Origin of the sequence: Lysobacter sp. TAF61 (assembly GCF_052113485.1) — a bacterium.
Classification (GTDB): Bacteria; Pseudomonadota; Gammaproteobacteria; order Xanthomonadales; family Xanthomonadaceae; genus Lysobacter_J.
Genome location: NZ_JBFRDH010000004.1, coordinates 89954 through 107881, shown reverse-complemented (window position 1 = coordinate 107881; position 17928 = coordinate 89954). Strand labels below are relative to the sequence as shown.

17 protein-coding genes are annotated in these 17928 nt (G+C 68.8%); 10 read left to right on the top strand and 7 right to left on the bottom strand.

Annotated features, from left to right (window positions below; translation table 11 throughout):
* Positions 1 to 18 precede the first annotated feature (18 nt).
* Positions 19 to 411: an STAS domain-containing protein gene (locus AB4Y64_RS10615; RefSeq protein WP_441816427.1), complete on the top strand. Its 393-nt coding sequence runs from the start codon at positions 19 to 21 to the stop codon at positions 409 to 411.
* 131 nt (positions 412 to 542) lie between these two features.
* Here the strand turns inward: AB4Y64_RS10615 and AB4Y64_RS10610 are convergent, their stop codons facing one another.
* A complete protein-coding gene (locus AB4Y64_RS10610; RefSeq protein ID WP_441816426.1) occupies positions 543 to 2840 on the bottom strand; it encodes an NADP-dependent malic enzyme in 2298 nt (765 codons plus the stop codon).
* A gap of 117 nt (positions 2841 to 2957) precedes the next feature.
* Here AB4Y64_RS10610 and AB4Y64_RS10605 point away from each other — a divergent pair, with 117 nt between their 5' ends.
* Positions 2958 to 4304, top strand: a complete 1347-nt coding sequence (locus AB4Y64_RS10605; RefSeq protein WP_441816425.1) for a hypothetical protein — start codon at positions 2958 to 2960, stop codon at positions 4302 to 4304.
* Between the two features lie 28 nt (positions 4305 to 4332).
* Here the strand turns inward: AB4Y64_RS10605 and AB4Y64_RS10600 are convergent, their stop codons facing one another.
* Complete coding sequence (locus AB4Y64_RS10600; protein ID WP_441816424.1) at positions 4333 to 5001, bottom strand: response regulator; 669 nt, start codon at positions 4999 to 5001, stop codon at positions 4333 to 4335.
* 153 nt (positions 5002 to 5154) lie between these two features.
* On the opposite strand from AB4Y64_RS10600, the gene AB4Y64_RS10595 reads away from it, so the two are divergent.
* From AB4Y64_RS10595 to AB4Y64_RS10580, 4 genes are all read left to right on the top strand, one after another.
* Positions 5155 to 6348, top strand: a complete 1194-nt coding sequence (locus tag AB4Y64_RS10595) for an OprO/OprP family phosphate-selective porin (RefSeq protein WP_441816423.1) — start codon at positions 5155 to 5157, stop codon at positions 6346 to 6348.
* 70 nt (positions 6349 to 6418) lie between these two features.
* Positions 6419 to 7402 carry a Bug family tripartite tricarboxylate transporter substrate binding protein gene (locus tag AB4Y64_RS10590; RefSeq protein WP_441816422.1) on the top strand — a complete coding sequence of 328 codons (984 nt, stop codon included), beginning with the start codon at positions 6419 to 6421 and terminating at the stop codon, positions 7400 to 7402.
* Positions 7403 to 7425: 23 nt separating this feature from the next.
* Entirely contained in the window at positions 7426 to 7902 is a 477-nt protein-coding gene (locus AB4Y64_RS10585) for a tripartite tricarboxylate transporter TctB family protein (protein ID WP_441816421.1), read from the top strand.
* Positions 7903 to 7912: 10 nt separating this feature from the next.
* A complete protein-coding gene (locus AB4Y64_RS10580; protein WP_441816420.1) occupies positions 7913 to 9397 on the top strand; it encodes a tripartite tricarboxylate transporter permease in 1485 nt (494 codons plus the stop codon).
* Positions 9398 to 9402: 5 nt separating this feature from the next.
* Here AB4Y64_RS10580 and AB4Y64_RS10575 read toward each other — a convergent pair whose 3' ends face one another.
* Together AB4Y64_RS10575 and rsgA are read right to left on the bottom strand one after the other, a co-directional pair.
* Positions 9403 to 10665 carry a flavohemoglobin expression-modulating QEGLA motif protein gene (locus AB4Y64_RS10575; protein WP_441816419.1) on the bottom strand — a complete coding sequence of 421 codons (1263 nt, stop codon included), beginning with the start codon at positions 10663 to 10665 and terminating at the stop codon, positions 9403 to 9405.
* A gap of 66 nt (positions 10666 to 10731) precedes the next feature.
* Complete coding sequence (rsgA, locus tag AB4Y64_RS10570) at positions 10732 to 11886, bottom strand: ribosome small subunit-dependent GTPase A (RefSeq protein ID WP_441816418.1); 1155 nt, start codon at positions 11884 to 11886, stop codon at positions 10732 to 10734.
* A 225-nt stretch (positions 11887 to 12111) separates the two neighbouring features.
* Between rsgA and AB4Y64_RS10565 the strand changes: the two genes are divergently transcribed.
* The 3 genes from AB4Y64_RS10565 to AB4Y64_RS10555 are packed head-to-tail and all read left to right on the top strand — an operon-like array spanning position 12112 to position 14707.
* A complete protein-coding gene (locus tag AB4Y64_RS10565; protein ID WP_441816417.1) occupies positions 12112 to 13365 on the top strand; it encodes an aminotransferase class I/II-fold pyridoxal phosphate-dependent enzyme in 1254 nt (417 codons plus the stop codon).
* 5 nt (positions 13366 to 13370) lie between these two features.
* Positions 13371 to 14000, top strand: a complete 630-nt coding sequence (locus AB4Y64_RS10560) for an SGNH/GDSL hydrolase family protein (protein WP_441816416.1) — start codon at positions 13371 to 13373, stop codon at positions 13998 to 14000.
* 41 nt (positions 14001 to 14041) lie between these two features.
* Complete coding sequence (locus AB4Y64_RS10555; protein ID WP_441816672.1) at positions 14042 to 14707, top strand: methyltransferase domain-containing protein; 666 nt, start codon at positions 14042 to 14044, stop codon at positions 14705 to 14707.
* Positions 14708 to 14740: 33 nt separating this feature from the next.
* Here the strand turns inward: AB4Y64_RS10555 and AB4Y64_RS10550 are convergent, their stop codons facing one another.
* Entirely contained in the window at positions 14741 to 15529 is a 789-nt protein-coding gene (locus AB4Y64_RS10550; protein ID WP_441816415.1) for a polysaccharide deacetylase family protein, read from the bottom strand.
* 93 nt (positions 15530 to 15622) lie between these two features.
* On the opposite strand from AB4Y64_RS10550, the gene grxD reads away from it, so the two are divergent.
* The gene (gene grxD / locus AB4Y64_RS10545; RefSeq protein ID WP_441816414.1) at positions 15623 to 16549 is read left to right on the top strand and encodes a Grx4 family monothiol glutaredoxin; all 927 of its coding nucleotides are present in this window, start codon (positions 15623 to 15625) and stop codon (positions 16547 to 16549) included.
* A gap of 49 nt (positions 16550 to 16598) precedes the next feature.
* Here grxD and AB4Y64_RS10540 read toward each other — a convergent pair whose 3' ends face one another.
* Together AB4Y64_RS10540 and AB4Y64_RS10535 are read right to left on the bottom strand one after the other, a co-directional pair.
* A complete protein-coding gene (locus AB4Y64_RS10540; protein ID WP_441816413.1) occupies positions 16599 to 17150 on the bottom strand; it encodes a DUF924 family protein in 552 nt (183 codons plus the stop codon).
* Positions 17151 to 17358: 208 nt separating this feature from the next.
* Positions 17359 to 17925: a lysozyme inhibitor LprI family protein gene (locus AB4Y64_RS10535; RefSeq protein WP_441816412.1), complete on the bottom strand. Its 567-nt coding sequence runs from the start codon at positions 17923 to 17925 to the stop codon at positions 17359 to 17361.
* Positions 17926 to 17928: the final 3 nt, after the last annotated feature.

Genomic DNA, 17928 nt, shown 5'->3' with positions numbered 1-17928 from the left:
CCCCCGACGAGGCCGCTCATGGAACTGCAGATCCACATCGATCCTCCCAGCAATGGCTCACAGCGCGTCGCCCTGGGCGGTCGTCTCGACACCGACAGCTACGCCGAACTCGACCGCCAGCTAGAACCGCTGCTCGCGGCAACGCAGTCGCTGCTGCTCGACCTGAGCGAGCTGGTGTACATCAGCTCGGCCGGCATCCGTTCGATCTTCCGCGCGCGCAAGGCGCTGGCCGGGCATGCCGGCAAGGTGCTGGTGCTCAACCCGCAGCCGCAGATCCAGAAGGTGTTCGACGTGGTGAAGGCGGTGCCGCTCAACGAGATCTTCTCGTCGGCGGCGGAAGCCGATGCGTATCTGGATGCGATGCAGAGGAAGGTGTTGCGGGGGGATGAGGATGAGGACGAGTCAGTCTAGGCATCCGTCATGGGTCAACGTCATCCCCGCGAAGGCGGGGATCCATGGACGTTGCTTCGCACCTCAAGGCTGGCGTCCCTGGATTCCCGCCTTCGCGGGAATGACGGTTTCCTGGGGAGGAAGGGCGGCTCTTAACCGCCCTGCCCCAGCGACGCGCGAATCTGCGCATCCACCGCCGCAATCGCCGTCATGTTGACCACCCGCCGCGGCGTCGACGCCGGCGTCAGGATGTGCGCCGGCTTGTCCAGGCCCATCAGGATCGGGCCGATCGCCACGCCCTCGGTCATCACCCGCACCATGTTGTAGGTGATGTTGGCGGCGTCGAGGTTGGGCATCACGAACAGGTTGGCGCGGCCCTTCAGGCGCGTGTTCGGGAAGATGCGGTGGCGCAGCTCCTCGTCCCATGCGGTGTCGGCCTGCATCTCGCCGTCCATCTCCAGCTTCGGCACGCGGTCCTTGATCAGCTGGTAGACCTTGCGCATCTTCGCCGCCGAGGCGTTGTCGTGGCTGCCGAAGTTGGAGTGCGACAGCAGCGCCACCTTCGGCTCGATGCCGAACAGCTTCAGGCGGAAGCTCGCCTGCAAGGTCGCTTCGGCGATCTGCTCGGCGGTCGGGTCGCACTGCACGTGCGTGTCGAGGAAGAACCACACGCCCAGGTCGTTGATCACGCCGGTCATCGCCGCCGTGCCGGTCACGCCCGGATCGAAGTCGAAGATGCTGCGCATGTAGCCCAGCTTCTTGTGGAAACGTCCGACCAGGCCGCAGATCATCGCGTCGGCTTCGCCGCGTTCGACCATCAGCGCCGCGATCAGGGTCGGGCGTGAGCGCAGCAGGTTCTTCGCCGCCGCCGGGGTCACGCCGCGGCGCTCGGTCAGGGCGTGGTAGGTCTGCCAGTAGTCGTTGAAGCGCGGGTCGTCGTTGATGTTGGTCAGTTCGAAATCGACACCGGCGCGCATGCGCAGGCCCAGGCGCTGGATGCGCGTGTCGATCACGTCCGGGCGGCCGATCAGGATCGGGTACGCCAGGCCGTCGTCGATCACCGTCTGCACGGCGCGCAGCACGGTCTCTTCCTCGCCTTCGGCATAGACCACGCGCTTGCGGTCGCTGCGGGCGCGGTCGTAGACCGGCTTCATCACCAGGCCGGTGCGGTAGATGAAGGTGCCGAGCTTTTCCTCGTAGGCGCGCATGTCCTCGATCGGACGATTGGCGATGCCCGATTCCATCGCCGCCCTGGCAACGGCCGGGGCCAGCACCACCAGCAGGCGCGGGTCGAACGGGCGCGGGATCAGGTACTCGGCGCCGAAGGTCGGCACTTCGCCGCCGTAGGCGCTGCCCAGGTCCGACGATTCCATCCGCGCCAGCTTGGCGATCGCGCGCACGCAGGCGAGCTTCATCGCCTCATTGATGCCGGTCGCGCCGACATCGAGCGCGCCACGGAAGATGTAGGGGAAGCACAGCGCGTTGTTGACCTGGTTCGGGTAGTCCGAACGGCCGGTAGCGATGATGCAGTCCGGGCGGACCTTCTTGGCGTCCTCCGGCAGGATCTCCGGGTAGGGATTGGCCAGCGCCAGGATGATCGGCTTGGGCGCCATCGTGGCGACCATCTCCGGCTTGAGGATGCCGCCGGCGGACAGGCCCAGGAAGATGTCAGCGCCTTCGACGATTTCGGCCAGGGTGCGCTGCGCGGTGTCGCGCGCGTAGCGGGCCTTGTCCGGGTCGAGGTGGTCGCGGCCGGTGTAGATCACGCCCTCGCGGTCGAAGGCGGTGATGTTTTCCTTCTTGACGCCCAGTGCGACCAGCATGTCGAGGCAGGCGATGCCGGCGGCGCCGGCGCCGGTGGTGGCGATCCTGATGCTGCCGATGTCCTTGCCGACCACTTCCAGTGCATTGATCACCGCGGCGCCGACGATGATCGCGGTGCCGTGCTGGTCGTCGTGGAAGACCGGGATCTTCATCCGCTCGCGCAGCTTGCGCTCGACGATGAAGCACTCCGGGGCCTTGATGTCTTCGAGGTTGATGCCGCCGAAGGTCGGCTCCAGGCTGGCGATGATGTCGACCAGCTTGTCCGGATCGCGTTCGTCGATCTCGATGTCGAACACGTCGATACCGGCGAACTTCTGGAACAGCACGCCCTTGCCTTCCATCACCGGCTTGCCCGCCAGCGGGCCGATGTCGCCCAGGCCGAGCACGGCGGTGCCGTTGCTGATGACGGCGACCAGGTTGCCACGGGCCGTGAGCTCGCTGGCGGTGTTGGGGTCTTCGACGATTGCCTCGCAGGCGAACGCCACGCCCGGCGAGTACGCCAGGGCCAGGTCGCGCTGGGTCACCATCGGCTTGGTCGCACTGACCTTGATCTTGCCGGGCGGGCTCAGGCGGTGGTAGTCGAGCGCGGCTTGCTTGAGGTCGTTGGCGGGGCAGTTGTCGGACATCAGATGGGAACCACGGGCGGGCTGTCGATTCTATCCGCTTACGGCGGGGGCCGAGGACGGCACGGTATGGCGCGGTTGCCGGCCGTTACGCACAATGCGGGCCTACGGGGGGGCGCCATGACCACCATCAGCACCGGCAATGGGCCGCAATGGCGGCTGTGGCTTGCGGTCCTGGCAGCGGTGCTGCTGGTGCAGGCGCCGTTGATCCTCAACCCGGGCTACTTCAGCCATGACGAGCTGCAGTGGGCTGCATTCGCAGGCCACGACGCCCGCCTGCTCGACCGCGGCCACCTGTGGTCCGGCCTCGACACCTTCCAGTACCGGCCACTGACCTTCAGCCTGTGGCTGTTGCTGTCGCAGCACCTGTTCGACCAGCCCTATCTGTTCCATGGCCTGCTGGTGGCCTGGGGCGGCCTCAACTGCGTGATGCTGGCCGTGCTGCTGCGCCGGTTCGGGGTTGCGCCGATGGCGGCGTTTGCCGGCGCGCTGGTGTTCGCGCTGACACCGTTCGCGGTCCAGGCCCACGGTTGGGTCGGCACGATCGCCGACCTGATCTGGGTCGGCTGCGCGCTCGCCACCGGCCTGCTGGCGCAGCGACTGCGCGCACCGCTGGTCACCGCGGCCGGAGCGGCCCTGCTCACCGCGATTGGTCTGCTATCGAAGGAGTCGGTCATCGTCATCCCGGCGCTGGCCACGGTCGCCTGGCTGCTGCTGGGACGTCCGCGCAGCTGGCTGTATGCCGCCATCGGCGGACTGGTGCCGGTCGCGGTGTACCTGGCGCTGCGCCTGGGCGTGATCCTGTTCGCGCCGCGCGAAGCGGCCAACTACGGCTGGAGCCTGGACTTCATCCCCGTGCGATGGCTCGAGTATCAGCTGTTCCCGCCGATCGCGACCCGGTTGGGTATCACGGGGCTGCTGCCGAAGGCTGCCGGCGACGCCCGGCTTTGGCTGGCCGCCATCGTCTGGCTGGCGCTGGCCTGGACGTTCTGGCGCGCCGGCGCACGCTGGCTGCTGGCCTTCGTGCTGCTCGGCGCGGCGGCGCTGGGGCCGGTGCTGATCCTGGCCGAGTCGGCCAACCAGTACGGCTACGGATACGCGGCGGCGGTCGCCGGCCTTGGCGCCGCGGCCTGGTCAAGGGTCGGCCGCGGTGGCCACGTCGTGCTGGTGCTGGCGGCGCTGCTGAGCGCCTGGCACGGGGTCAACGTGATGCGCCGCATGCACCAGATCGGCGAATTGCAGTCAGTGTTCTCGCCGTCGCTGGCACGCGCGGTGGCGGCGTCCGGCAATGCCCCCGTGCGCATCCGTGCAACGGACCCGGGCCAGCACTGGATATACCTGCGCCTCAGTCACGAGATTCCGAGCTATGACGGCGTGCCGATCGGCGACCGCGTGGTGCTGGTGGCGCGCGGTGCGCCGGCCGATTTCGTGATCGGCAGGGACGGCGCGCTGGCGCCAGTCCGCTGAGCCGGGTCGCGGACCCCGGCCGCAACACTCAGCCGCCAGGCTCGGCGCGGTAGCCCACGCCGCGCACGGTGACGATGCGCAGCGGCGCCGCCGCCAGCTTGCGACGCAGGCGTCCAACATAGAGCTCGATCGCATTCGGCCCGGCCTCGTCGTCGAAGCCGAACAGCCCGTTGCCGATCTCGCCCTTGCTGACCACGCGGCCAACCCGGCCAAGCAGGATCTCCAGCAGCCGGTACTCGCGGTTGGGCAGCTTGATGTCCTGGCCGTCGATCGTGACCCGCCGCGCGGCATTGTCGATGTCCAGCCCGCCGATGCGCAGCACTTCCGATGCTCGGCCACGGCTGCGCCGCAACAGCGCGCGACAACGTGCGTCGAACTCGCGCAGGTCGAACGGCTTGCAGAGGAAATCGTCGGCGCCCAGGTCCAGGGCGTTGACGCGCGCCTCGATGGCCGCGCTGGCGGTGAGCACCAGCACAGGCGTGCCGTCGCCGCGTTCGCGCAATCGGCCCAGCAACTCCAGGCCGCTCAGGCGCGGCAGCCCGACATCGAGCACGACCAGGTCGAAGCGCTGGTAGCGCAGCACGCGCGCGGCCGATAGGCCGTCGCTCTGCCAGTCCAGTGCATGGCCTTCGCGACGCAATCTGCCGACGATCATGTTGGCGAGGTCGGCGTTGTCATCGACCAGGAGAATTCGCATCGGTGTGGCTTCCCTGCACGCGCCCCTGCATGTCCGTGCGTCACCGGTGCGGCGATCGCGATGACAGGTCAACGACAGGTTCGCATGCCTAGCCTGAGCGACGCCAACGATTCCGGAGTGCGGAATTGCAGCCGACCAGGAGAAACACGCCCCATGCGCAAGGATCGCCGTCGCCCGTTCCGGGGCAGTCTCTCCACGCTGCTGTTGCTGGCTTTGGCCGCACCCGTTGCCAATGCAGATGAGGGCAACATCACCGGCGAGCTCGGCGGTCGACTTCACTGGGATTTCGCCGCATTCGACAATGACCAGCGCGGCACGCCCAACGCCGACGGCACCGAGGTGCGACGGCTGACGCTGGACGTGGCCGGCAAGCTGTTCGGCCTGGACTACAAGGTCGAGGGCAATTTCGCCGACCTGCAGGACGACTTCAGTTTCGAGGCCGTCGAAGCGTGGGACGTGTACCTCAGCCGGAAGTTCAGCGCCGGCAAGCTGACCGTGGGCCAGTTCAAGCAGTACTTCACCCTCGACGACCGCATCAGCTCCAACTACGGCGTGTTCCTGGAGCGCTCGCTGTTCGCGCAGGCGCTGGCGCCTTCGTTCCGGCTCGGCGCCGGCTGGCTCACCGCGAGTGACAACCACACCATCGCCGGCAACGTCTACAGCCTCGAAAGCATCGACGCATGGCAGACCAAGGGCCACGCAATCGGCAGCCGCGGCACCTGGGCGCCCATGCACGACGAAGGGCGCGTGGTTCATCTCGGTCTGTCGGCCGCTCGCGAGTATTACGACCACCCCGGCCGCGACGGCGCATCGGCATTGCGTGTCCGGCCGCGGCCGGCCGGGCACCTCTCCGACGAGAGCCGGCTGACGCTGGTCAACTTCAACCGCGGCCTCGATACCGACGTCGACAAGACCTCGCTCGAGTTCGCTGCGGTGCGCGGCCCGGTGCACTTCCAGTCGGAGATCGGCGATGCCCGCTTCGACGATGGCGTGCAGGGTGCCCGCGTCGATTCGGCGTACGGCGCGGTGGGCTGGTTCATCACCGGCGAGTCGCTGCCCTACGACAACGGCGGCGGCCGCTTCGGCCGGGTCAAGCCGCGGCACGGCAGCGGCGCCTGGCAGCTGGCGCTGCGCTACGACACGATCCGCGGCCGCCAGAACCTGCATGGCGTGCGCGACTTCAGCGACCTGTCGATCGATGCGACCACGGCCGCGGTGAACTGGCACCTGCGCTCGAACCTGCGCTTCCTGCTCGACTGGACCAGCAGCCGCAACTACGACCATCTGCGCGCACGAACGCTGGACCGCACACGCGCCGTCACCGGCCGCTTCCAGTACGACTTCTGACGCTTCCACTTCCCTCCCCTGCCGATACGCGCCGCTGGCCGTCATCGCAGTCAAACAACGAGGTTCCTGCATGTCCCTGTTGCGTTCGTTTCTCCCGGCCGTCGCCGCGCTGTCGCTGCTGTTCGCCGGCCGTGCCGCGGCCGAGCCGTCGCGTCCGGAATGCATCGCACCGGCCTCGCCCGGCGGCGGCTTCGACCTGACCTGCAAGCTGGCGCAGAGCGGGCTGGTCGAAGCCAAGGCGTTGTCGCGGCCGATGCGCGTGACCTACATGCCCGGCGGCGTCGGCGCGGTTGCCTACAACACCGTCGTCGCGCAGCGGCCGGCCGACGGCAATGTGATCACCGCGTTCTCCAGCGGTTCGCTGCTCAACATCGCCCAGGGCAAGTTCGGCCGCTACGACGAGAACGCCGTGCGCTGGCTGGCGGCAGTCGGCACCAGCTACGGCGCCATCGCCGTGCGCAGCGACTCGCCGTACAAGACCCTGGGCGACCTGATGGCGGCACTGAAGAAGGAACCCGGCAAGGTAGTGATCGGTTCCGGCGGCACCGTCGGCAGCCAGGACTGGATGCAGACGGCGATGCTGGCCAAGGCCGCCGGCATCAGCCCGAAACAGCTGCGCTACGTGGCGCTGGAAGGTGGCGGCGAGATCACCACCGCGCTGCTGGGCGGCCACATCCAGGTCGGCAGCACCGACATCTCCGACTCCATGCCGCAGGTGAAGGCCGGCAAGATGCGCATCCTGGCGGTGCTGTCGGACAAGCGCCTGACGCGTCCCGGGATGGCCTCGATCCCGACGGCGAAGGAACAGGGCTATGACGTCGTCTGGCAGGTGGCGCGCGGCTTCTACGTCGGCCCGAAGGTCAGCGACCAGGAATACGCGTACTGGAAGGCGGCGTTCGACAAGCTGCTGGCCTCGAAGGACTTCGCACGACTGCGCGAGCAGCGTGAGCTGTTCCCGCTGGCGCTGACCGGGCCGCAGCTGGACGCCTACGTGAAGAAGGAAGTCGCGCGCTACCGCCAGCTCGCGCACGAGTTCGGCCTGGCCAAGCGCTGACGCCGCACCGGGATTACTTCGCCATGATCATTCGTCACGCCGCGCTGTTGCAGCGGTTGTTCGCCGCTGCCTGGCTGCTGGCCTGCATCGCCCTCGCCCTGATCGGCTGGGGCTACCACGCCGAGTTCTCGTATGAGCCGGTCGGACCACGCGCCTATCCGTTGCTGTGCCTGGGCCTGATGGTGGTGGGCCTGGCCTGGCTGATCGCCAGGCCGCCACGGCTGGCGCACGGCGCCGACGAGGCGCCGATGGACGGCGCGTTGTTGTGCAAGGCCGGTGCGTGCATCGCCCTGCTGCTGGGCTACGCCGCCGTGTTCGAACCCTTGGGGTTCGTTGTCTCCAGCGCATTCGCCGGTAGCGCCATCGCCCTGCTCTACGGCGGCCGTCCGCGCGCCAGCGTGTTCACCTGTTCGTTGCTCAGCATTGGCCTTTACCTGCTGTTCGACCGCCTGCTTGAAGTGCCGCTGCCCCTCGGCGTGCTCGAGCGCTTTCCTTTCTGACGAGCCCCCCATGGAAACACTCACCTACCTCGGCCAGGGGTTCGGCGTCGCGCTGAGCCCGTACAACCTGGTCACCGCCCTGCTCGGCACGCTGATCGGCACCGTGGTCGGGCTGCTGCCCGGTATCGGCCCGATCAACGGTGTCGCCCTGCTGATCCCCGTTGCCTACGCGCTGGGCATGCCGCCGGAGTCAGCACTGATCCTGCTCGCCGCGGTCTATCTGGGCTGCGAGTACGGTGGGCGCATTTCCTCGATCCTGCTCAACATCCCCGGCGAAGCCTCTACGGTGATGACCACGCTCGATGGCTATCCGATGGCGCGCAAGGGCATGGCCGGCGTGGCGTTGTCGCTGTCGGCGTGGAGCTCGTTCATCGGCGCCTTCATCGCCACCTGCGGCATGGTGTTGTTCGCGCCATTGCTGGCACGGTGGGCGATCGCGTTCGGGCCGGCCGAGTATTTCGTGCTGATGGTGCTGGCGATCGTCGCCCTCAGCGGCCTGGCCAACGAGCGACCGCTGAAGACCTTGCTGGCGGCGCTGCTGGGCCTGTTCCTGTCCAGCGTCGGCATCGACGCCAACAGCGGCGTCTACCGATTCACGTTCGACAGCCTGCACGTCGCCGACGGCATCCAGTTCGTGGTGCTGGTGCTGGGGCTGTTCTCGGTCAGCGAGATCCTGCTGATGCTGGAGAAGACGCACGGCGGCCACCGCATGGTCGAAGCCACCGGGCGCATGCTGTTCAGCGCGCGCGAGGCGGCGGCGGTGTTCGGGGTCAACCTGCGCTGTGGCGTGCTCGGTTTCTTCATGGGCGTCTTGCCCGGCGCCGGCGCGACCCTGGCCAGCGCGGTGGCGTACATGTCCGAGAAGCGCCTGGCCGGCGACAGCGGCACGTTCGGCCAGGGCGACCTGCGTGGACTGGCCGCGCCGGAAACGGCAATCGGCGGCGCCGCCTGTGGCGCAATGGTGCCGATGCTGACGCTCGGCGTGCCCGGCTCGGGCACCACCGCGGTGATGATCGGCGCGCTGAGCCTCTACAACATCACGCCGGGCCCGCTGCTGTTCCAGGAACAGCCGCAGGTGGTGTGGGGCCTGATCGCCTCGCTGTTCGTCGCCAACGTGATGCTGCTCATCCTCAACGTGCCGATGGTGCGCGTGTTCACCCGGATCCTGGCGGTGCCGAACTGGGCGCTGGTGCCGGCCATCGCGATCATCACCGCGATCGGCGTGTATGCAGTGCACGCGACCACGTTCGACCTGGTGCTGATGGTCGCCATCGGCGTGCTGGGTTACGTCCTGCGCAAGCTCGACTTCCCGCTGTCGCCGCTGCTGCTGGGGTTCATCCTGGGCGGGCTGATGGAGCAGAACCTGCGGCGGGCGCTGTCGATCTCCGACGGCGAACTGGCGATCCTGTGGTCGAGCCCGATCACAATGGCGACGTGGGGCCTGGTCGCGGCGATGCTGGCGTTGCCGCTTTGGCGGGCCTGGCGGAAGCGCTGAGGCCGTCAGAGATCCGGCGCGCGCCCATCCACGACGATCTTGTCGAGCCGGATGCGATTGGCGAACAGCGAGAACGCCAGCATCCCGGCCAGGCCGTTGGCGCGCGCCACCCACTGCGGCAACCACCGCGCCGGCTTGATCACGCCACTGGCAAACAGCGGTTCGAACCGTTGCACGTCGGCCAGCGTCATCTTTCCGGCGAACAGCCAGCGGCACAGCTGCAGCTTGCCGTCGCGCAACGCCCAGCGGAAGAAGGTGTGCACCCCGACCAGTCCGCGCAGGTACACGGTGTCCTTGGTGAAGGCGTGGCCGCCGCTGGTCGGCACGCCGCGGAACACGCGCTGGGCCGAGGCGAAGCTGTCCTCCGGCGACTGCCCGGCACCGAGGAAGTAGCGGAACACTTCGATGAAGTCGGCGCCGGCCAGCGCCATCGCCACCGCTTCGATGCGCAGGCTGATGCGCTTCATCCGGCCGATGTCGATGCTGCCGGTGATCTGCTCGGCAAACGTCGCCAGGCCTTCCTGGGTCGCGGTGACGCGTGGCGACGACAGCGCCAGGCTTGGCAGCACCGGTTGCTCGCGGCCGTTGAGCGCGGTCAGCGAATGCACGAACGCTTCGTGCTGCAGCAGCTGGTGGCGGTCGTAGTCGCTGAAGGCGGCGCCGTGGCGCAGGCGGATGCGGGTGGCGCCGGCGGCGGCCTTGGCGATCAGGTCCGGGTCGAGTTCGACGGTGATGATGCGGCCGTCGAAGTAGTCGTCGAGTTCGCGCTGCAGCTGCAATTGCAGCGCGGTGGCGGAGATGGTGACGTGCTCGGCCGGCGACATCAGTTCGCGGTCGAGCTCGTCGGCGATCGAGATGAAATGCTGCGCGGCTTCACGCGTGGTCGGGCCGTCGCCGGGCAGGGCTTCGTCGGGGCGGCCGAACAACCGGATCGAATGCTCGCAGACCGCCGGCGTGCCCAACGACTCGCACAGTTCCGCCGCCTGCGACCAGCTGCGCGCCGATTCCATCAGGTACTGGCCGAGCGGATGGTCCGGATCGGCGGCGCTGGCGATCGCTTCCATCTCGGCGCGGGTCGCGCTGAAGTCGAGGCTCGGATACTGGATCTGCGGCAGCTTCACCACGCCGCGCGCGTAATCGGCCAGGAATGCCGCCTCGTGGCCGGCCGGCCAGCTGACCAGGGCCAGCAGCCTGACATCCTTCGCCGCCGCGACCATGCGCGCATCGAGCGCGGCGTGATGGGCAATGTCGGGCGCGAGGTCAGTCATGCAATGACGCTTCCCCCTCCCTTTCGCGCGGCGAACGGGAGGGCCGTGGAGTGGTGCCTGTAGTTTTCAGTGCTTCCCATACTTGTCGTCGAGCCGCTTGTTGAGCGACTTGACCGCCACTTTCTCGTCGGCCTTCTGCGCACGCCGGGTGGCCAACCGGTTGGCGGCGCCGGCGACTTCGTCGCTGAGCTTGAGGTAGTTGGCGAAGCGTTGCGGGTCGAGCTTGCCGGCCTCGATCGCGGCGCGCACCGCGCAACCGGGTTCGCGCGCGTGCTTGCAGTCGCGGAAGCGGCATTGCTCGGCCAGCGCCTCGACATCGCTGAAGTTCTCGGCGACGTCCTCCTCGCCGGTCGGTTTGAGTTCGCGCATGCCGGGGGTATCGATCAGGCAGGCGCCGGCCGGCAGCGGGATCAGCGCGCGATGGGTGGTGGTGTGGCGGCCGCGCGAATCGCTCTCGCGCACTTCGCCGGTCTTCATCCGTTCGATGCCGAGCAGGGTGTTGGTCAGGGTCGACTTGCCGGCGCCGGAGCTGCCCACCAGCACCGCGGTTCTGCCAGGCTGCAACCACGGATTCAGCGCGGCCACGCTTTCGGCGTCGCGGGCATTGACCGCGCGAACCGCCACGCCCTGCGCGGCCAGCTCGACCAGCGCCGCCATGGCCCCGGGCAACACCTCGGCGTCGGCAGCCTCGGCCTGGTCGGCCTTGGTCAGCACGACCACGGGTTCGACACCGCCGCCGCGCACGAGCAGCAGATAGCGCTCGATGCGGCGCGGGTTGAAGTCGGCATCCAGGCCGCAGACGACGAACACGGTGTCGACATTGGCCGCGATCAGCTGCTGCTGGTAATGCTCGCCGGCGGCGCCGCGCTTGATGGCGCTGCGACGCGGCAGCAGCGCGACCGCCTTGCGGCCTTCGACCAGCAGCCAGTCGCCGACGCCGGGGCGCTGGTCGATGGTGACCGTGCCCTTGCGGTAGCCGGGCGGGCGCTGCCATTCGGGCAGGGATTCGACCGGGAAGGCGTGGTCCGGGCCATCGGAGACGATGTAGCCGCTGCGGTGCTGCTCGCTCACCCGGGCCGGTCGTGCATTGGGGTGCTCGGCCATGAGGTCGAGCCAGACCTGGTCGGGCGGCGGGTCCAGCGGCGAGACCCCGACCGGAAACGGCGTACTGGCCTTGAGCGGCCAACCGATGGCCTGCAGGGCGTCGAATCCGGGGATCAAGACAGGTCGATGGCTGAGGGCATGCCCGGATTCTAACTGCCAACCAGCGTCCGGCGCGGTGGGCCGTGTCGAACCCGGCCCGTCCCGGCCTTCGGCAAACCTCTGTCGGGCTACCGCTCACACGTGCGCAATTGCGCGCGAATGCCCCCTTTGCGCGCCCTTTACGCTGCCGTTCGCGCCAGTTTCGGCTAGTCTGGCTCTCCGACCCTCAATTTATCCGCAGCAATGTCCCAGTCCCCCGTGAAGACCCGCGAACGCCTGTCCGAAGTCCGCTACGAGATCCGCGGTGAACTGGCCCGGCGAGCGCGTGAGCTGGAGGGCCAGGGACGCAAGCTGATCAAGTTGAACATCGGCAACCCGGGCGCGTTCGGCTTCCGCGCGCCCGAGCATCTGCAGCGCGCGATCGCCGACCACATCAGCGACACCGACCCCTACACCCACCAGCAGGGCCTGCCGGCCGCGCGCGAAGCCATCGCCAGCTTCCACAAGCTGCGCGGCACGCCGAACGCGAGCCCGGAGCGGGTGTTCGTCGGCAATGGCGTCAGCGAGCTGATCGACCTGTCGCTGCGGGCGCTGCTGAACCCGGGCGACGAAGTGCTGCTGCCTTCGCCCGACTACCCGCTGTGGTCGGCGGCGACCATCCTCAATGACGGCCGCCCGGTCTATTACCGCTGCCTGCCGGAGAACGGCTTCCTGCCGGACCCGGACGAGATCGCCTCGCTGGTCTCCAGCCGCACGCGCGCGATCGTGCTGATCAACCCCAACAACCCGACCGGCGCCGCGTATCCGCGCGAGCTGATCGAGAAGATCGTCGCCATTGCCGCGCGCCACAAGCTGCTGCTGATGTGCGACGAGATCTACGACTCCATCCTCTACGACGGCAACCAGTTCACCCCGATCGCACCGATCGCCGGCGACCTGCCGTGCCTGTCGTTCGGCGGCCTGAGCAAGGTCCACCGCGCCTGCGGCTGGCGCGTGGGCTGGGCGGTCCTGTCCGGCGATCCGGTGGCCAGCGGCAACCTTCACCACGCCATGGACCTGCTCGGTGCGCTGCGCCTGTGCGCGAACGTGCCGGGCCAGTTCGCGATCGAGGCGGCGCTGCATGGCGAAGACACCATCGCGCCGCTGTGCGCGCCGGGTGGGCGCCTGTTCGAGGCGCGCCGTGCGGTGATCGAAAGCGTCGCCGCCAGCCGCCACCTGCAGCTGGTCGAACCGGCGGGCGCGCTGTACGCGTTCCCGGCCGTGACCGGCGCGGCGGCACAGGGCTTCGACGACCACCGTTTCGCGCTCGAGCTGCTCGAGACCGAGGACGTGCTGGTGGTGCCGGGTTCGAGCTTCAACGTGCCGTACCGCAACCATTTCCGCGTGACCCTGCTGCCGCAGCCGGAAGAGCTGCGCGAAGTGTTCCGCCGCGTCGAGTCCCTGCTCGATCGCTACGCCGACAGCCAGGCCGGCCAGGCCCAGGCGGCCGTGGCCTGAAGCCAGTGACCAGCGTCCCCGCCACCGCTGTGTCCTATCTCGCGCTGGGTGACAGCTACACCATCGGCGAGGGCGTGGCCGAGGACGGACGCTGGCCGCGCCAGCTCGCGCACGCATTGCGCGAGGGCGGCATCGCCCTGGCCGACCCGCGCATCATCGCCACCACCGGCTGGACCACCGACGAGCTGACCTGGGGCATCGACGGCGCCGAGCCCCTGGGCGAATGGGATTTCGTCAGCCTGCTGATCGGCGTCAACAACCAGTACCGCGGCCGCAGCGCGGTCGAGTACCGCAGCGAGTTCGAGACGTTGCTCCGGCGTTCCATTGCCTTCGCCCGCGGCCGCGCCGATCGCGTGCTGGTGCTGTCGATCCCGGACTGGGGTGCGACCCCGTTCGTGAAGACCACAAGGGCCACGCCGGCCACCATCTCGGCCGAACTGGACGCCTACAACGCCGCCGCCCAGGTGGTGTGCGAAGCGCACGGCGTGGCTTTCGTCGACATCACGCCGGTGTCGCGCGAACGCGGTGGCGAAACGATCATGCTCGCCGACGACGGCCTGCATCCGTCGGCGGCGATGTACACGCAATGGACCACGCTGGCGTTGCCGGTGGCACGCGAGCTGCTGTCGCGATGAGCGCGGGCGATTCCGGCGTCGCGGCGGCGGCAACCGCACCCTTGCCGGGCAAGCAGGCGCGCGCGCTGGCCTCGGCTTTCCTGCCGCGCGAACACTGGTACGGCCGACGCGACTACTACTACGCGTGGAGCAAGTTCCGCACCGACCCGCTGTATCCGGGCGTGTGCGAGGCCTTGCGCGGCAGCCAGGCGCCGCTGCTCGACCTGGGCTGCGGCCTGGGCCTGCTGGCGCATGCACTGCGCGCCGATGGCCAGCCGATGCCCTATCGCGGCTACGACAACGACGTCGGCAAGATCCTGCGCGCCCGCAAGGCGGCCGCGCGCTGCGACCTGGGCGATGTCCAGTTCGAGACCGCCGACCTCGCGCTGGGTGCGCCCGCGCACCGCGGCAGCGTCACCATCCTCGATGTCCTGCAGTTCATCCCGCAGACGGCGCAGATGCGCGCGATCGACGATGCGATCGCGATGCTCACGCCGGGCGCCCGGCTGGTGATCCGCACTGGCCTGGCCGACGGCAGCAACCGCGCCCACGTCACCCGCTTCGTCGACATCTTCGCCAAGGTCGTCGGCTGGATGAATGCCGCGCCGCTGATCTACCCCGATGCCGATGCCGTGCGTGCGCGCCTGCGTGACGCCGGCTTGCAGGCCACCTTCACCTCGCTGCGCGGCCGCACGCCGTTCAACAACTGGCTGATCGTGGCGCGCTGATCGTGGCGCGCTGATCCTCGCGAGTTGATCGGGCTACCGCGCCGGCTCCAGCTGCTCGGGCAGCACGGTGCGGTATCCGCGCTGATCGAGCCGGTCGAGCACCGCCGCCAATGTCTCGACATTGCGGCCATGGCGCGCACCTTCGTGCAGCAGCACGATTGCGCCGGGTGTGAGGTCGCGTTCGATCCGCGCGACCACGCCGGCCGGCTCCTTAAGCACGGCGTCGTAGCCACGCGCTGACCACGCCACCCGCGCCAGCCCATGGCGCCTGAGCGCGGCGGCGACAAATGGATTGGCCATGCCGACCACGGCACGGAACCAGCGCGGCGGTTCGCCCGCCAGGCTGGTCAGCGCGGCCTGGGCGTCGTCGATCTGCGCCCGCATCGCCATGGGCGGCAGCGCCCAGAAGCGCGCCTGCGGATGGGTATGGCTGTGCTGGCCGATGCCGTGGCCGCGGCGCGCGATCTCGCCGACCAGCTCCGGGCGCGCCTGCGCACGATCGCCCACCAGGAAGAAGGTCGCCCGGGCATTGCGGGCATCGAGCAGGTCGAGCATCGCCCGGGTGTCGTCGGAGGGGCCGTCGTCGATGGTCAGCCAGACCACCGGCTCGGCCGTCGGCAACCGCGTCAGCACCGGGCTGAGCAGGCGCGACTGCGGCCGCAACGTCGCCCAGACCAGGGTCAAGTGGGTCACCAGCAACGCCGCCAGGCCGACCTGCCAGCCCCAGCGCCACCACAACAGCAGCACCGCCAGCTGCGAAGCGGCGAACAGCCAGGCCCAGGCGTGGGGATGGCGGGGCGGGCGATGGAAGGATGGCGGCATGCCTGCATGGTAAGCGCCGAGGGAGAGCAGGCGCTTGCCTACGCGCCACTTCGCCCCCACATGCACCACATCCCCATCCAGCCAGACCCTGCCATGTCCCTCGACCCCGCCCTGCGCGCGCGCATCGAAACCCTCCTGCAGTCCAACCGCGTCGTCCTGTTCATGAAGGGCGCGCCGGAGGCGCCGCAGTGCGGTTTCTCGGCCAAGGCGGTCGGCGTGCTCAATGCCCTGCTGCCACAGGGCTATGCCCACGTCGACGTGCTGTCGGACGCGGAGATCCGCGAGGGCATCAAGCAGTACGGCAACTGGCCGACGATCCCGCAGCTGTACATCGACGGCGAACTGGTCGGCGGCAGCGACATCGTCGAGCAGCTGGCCGGCAGCGGCGAGCTGCACGGCGTGCTAGGCCTGCCAGTGCCGGACCGCAGCCCGCCGCAACTGACCATCACGCCGGCCGCGGTCGAGATGCTGCGCGGCGCCATCGCCAATGCCGGCGACGGCTACGCGGTGCAGCTCGACATCGATGCACGCCACAACGCCCGCCTGCAGCTGGCGCCGGTGGACGCCAATGCGGTCGCGGTCGAAGTTGACGGCGTGCGCGTGCAGACCGACTGGCTGCAGGCGCGTCGCGCCGACGGCATCACCATCGACTGGGTCGACGACGCGCGTGGCCGCGGCCTGGTGGTGCACAACCCGCATGCGCCGCCGGCGGTGCAGTCGATCGGCCCGGTCGATGTCGCCGCGCGCGTTGCCGCCGGCAGCCTGCGCCTGGTCGATGTGCGTCCGGCGCCGGAACGCCAGCTGGCCAGCGTGGCGGTCGCGTTCGACACGTTCGACAACGGCCTCGATGCGCTCGAAGGCCTGCCCAAGGACACCGCGCTGGCCTTCCTGTGCCATCACGGCGGTCGCAGCCAGCAGGCGGCCGAACACTTCCGCGGCCTGGGCTTCCGCGAGGTCTACAACATCGTCGGCGGCATTGACGCCTGGGCCGACATCGACGCGAGCGTCGCCAAGTACTGATCGCCAGACGCGTTTCCAGGAGCCAGGATGCTGGCTCCTGTGCGTCGCCTCAGCCGAAGCCGCCGCCGGCGTCGAGGTAGGCCTGTTCTTCCGGCGTAATGGTCCGCCCCAGTTCGCGGTTGCGATGCGGGAACCGGCCGAAGCGCGCGATCACATCGCGATGGCGGCGCGCGTAGTCGAGGTAGTTCTGGCCGGCCTCGCCGCCAATCGAACCGGCCAACGCGACCGACCGCTCCTGGTCGGCGAGCGCCTCGGAGTGCTCGAACGGCATGTAGAAGAAGACACGCAGCGCCGGATCGACCTGCTGGTCGAAGCCGTGCTCGATTGCGCGTGCGGCGTAGTGCCGCGCCAGCGGATCGGTTGCATAGGCATGGCCGCTGCCGCGGAACACGTTGCGCGGAATCTGGTCGAGCAGGATGGCCAGCGCCAGCGCGCCATCGGCGGCGTCCATCCAGTCTTCGAGTTCACGGCGGGCTGCGCGATGGTGCGCCGGCAACCAGTCCTCGCGGCAACGTGCGTCGAAGGCCTCGTCGCGGTTGAACCAGCGCTCGTAGCCGGACTCCTGCCAGAAATTGAGGATGTCGTGGGGCGTGATGTGCATGGGGGACTCGATCCGGAGGGATGGGTATCAACCTTGATCGTCATCCCGGCGAACGCCGGGATCACCGTTCGCCCTGAGCGTAGGCGCAACGCGCCGGAGTCGAAGGGTCTGGGCGCATCGGACCCTTCGACTTCGCTGCGCTACGCTCAGGGCGAACGGTGTGGCGTGTTTCGGTGTGACGGTGTGGCGCTGTTGCATTGTCGCGGGCTCACACCGACTCGTCTGCCAGCTGCGTCTCCAGCTCGTTGATCCACAGGTCGGTGACGCTCTCGAGCGTCACCGCATGGATCAGCGGCCGGATCGAACCGCGCGAGTACGACTGCGAGACGAACCGCGCATAGCGTTCGCGGAAAGCCAGCCAGCTGCGGTGGGCTTCGTCGAAGACCGCCAGCGATTCGCCGTCGAGCTGGCGGCGCAGGTGCGCTACGACCGTGGCCAGCCGCGCTTCGGCGCGGCGGAATTCCGCGGCGGCCTGTTCGTTCATGTCGGCCTGGGTCACGGCGACGTCGTCACTCTGACGGGCCACTTCCTCGGCCTTGGTGAAATAGTTGTCGGCGATGCGCGCGGCCGTTTCGGCTTTGCCGATCAGGCGTTGTTCGAACTGGCGCAGGTCGTCGAGGTTGGTGTTGGTACTGTCGAGGCCCTGCTTGAGTTCGAGCAGCTTCTGGTTGCGTTCGATGGCTTCGACCGCGCCGCGTCGCTCCACCCGGCGCTGGACGAAATAGAACACCCAGGTCAGCGCCGCGCCGACCAGCAGATACATGAACTTCTCCATATC

Bases quoted from the DNA above. Each gene is read 5' to 3' on its own strand.
- AB4Y64_RS10615 (WP_441816427.1), top strand. From the start codon at position 19: ATGGAACTGCAGATCCACATCGATCCTCCCAGCAATGGCTCACAGCGC.
- AB4Y64_RS10610 (WP_441816426.1), bottom strand. From the start codon at position 2,840: ATGTCCGACAACTGCCCCGCCAACGACCTCAAGCAAGCCGCGCTCGAC.
- AB4Y64_RS10605 (WP_441816425.1), top strand. From the start codon at position 2,958: ATGACCACCATCAGCACCGGCAATGGGCCGCAATGGCGGCTGTGGCTT.
- AB4Y64_RS10600 (WP_441816424.1), bottom strand. From the start codon at position 5,001: ATGCGAATTCTCCTGGTCGATGACAACGCCGACCTCGCCAACATGATC.
- AB4Y64_RS10595 (WP_441816423.1), top strand. From the start codon at position 5,155: ATGCGCAAGGATCGCCGTCGCCCGTTCCGGGGCAGTCTCTCCACGCTG.
- AB4Y64_RS10590 (WP_441816422.1), top strand. From the start codon at position 6,419: ATGTCCCTGTTGCGTTCGTTTCTCCCGGCCGTCGCCGCGCTGTCGCTG.
- AB4Y64_RS10585 (WP_441816421.1), top strand. From the start codon at position 7,426: ATGATCATTCGTCACGCCGCGCTGTTGCAGCGGTTGTTCGCCGCTGCC.
- AB4Y64_RS10580 (WP_441816420.1), top strand. From the start codon at position 7,913: ATGGAAACACTCACCTACCTCGGCCAGGGGTTCGGCGTCGCGCTGAGC.
- AB4Y64_RS10575 (WP_441816419.1), bottom strand. From the start codon at position 10,665: ATGACTGACCTCGCGCCCGACATTGCCCATCACGCCGCGCTCGATGCG.
- AB4Y64_RS10565 (WP_441816417.1), top strand. From the start codon at position 12,112: ATGTCCCAGTCCCCCGTGAAGACCCGCGAACGCCTGTCCGAAGTCCGC.
- AB4Y64_RS10550 (WP_441816415.1), bottom strand. From the start codon at position 15,529: ATGCCGCCATCCTTCCATCGCCCGCCCCGCCATCCCCACGCCTGGGCC.
- grxD (WP_441816414.1), top strand. From the start codon at position 15,623: ATGTCCCTCGACCCCGCCCTGCGCGCGCGCATCGAAACCCTCCTGCAG.
- AB4Y64_RS10540 (WP_441816413.1), bottom strand. From the start codon at position 17,150: ATGCACATCACGCCCCACGACATCCTCAATTTCTGGCAGGAGTCCGGC.
- AB4Y64_RS10535 (WP_441816412.1), bottom strand. From the start codon at position 17,925: ATGGAGAAGTTCATGTATCTGCTGGTCGGCGCGGCGCTGACCTGGGTG.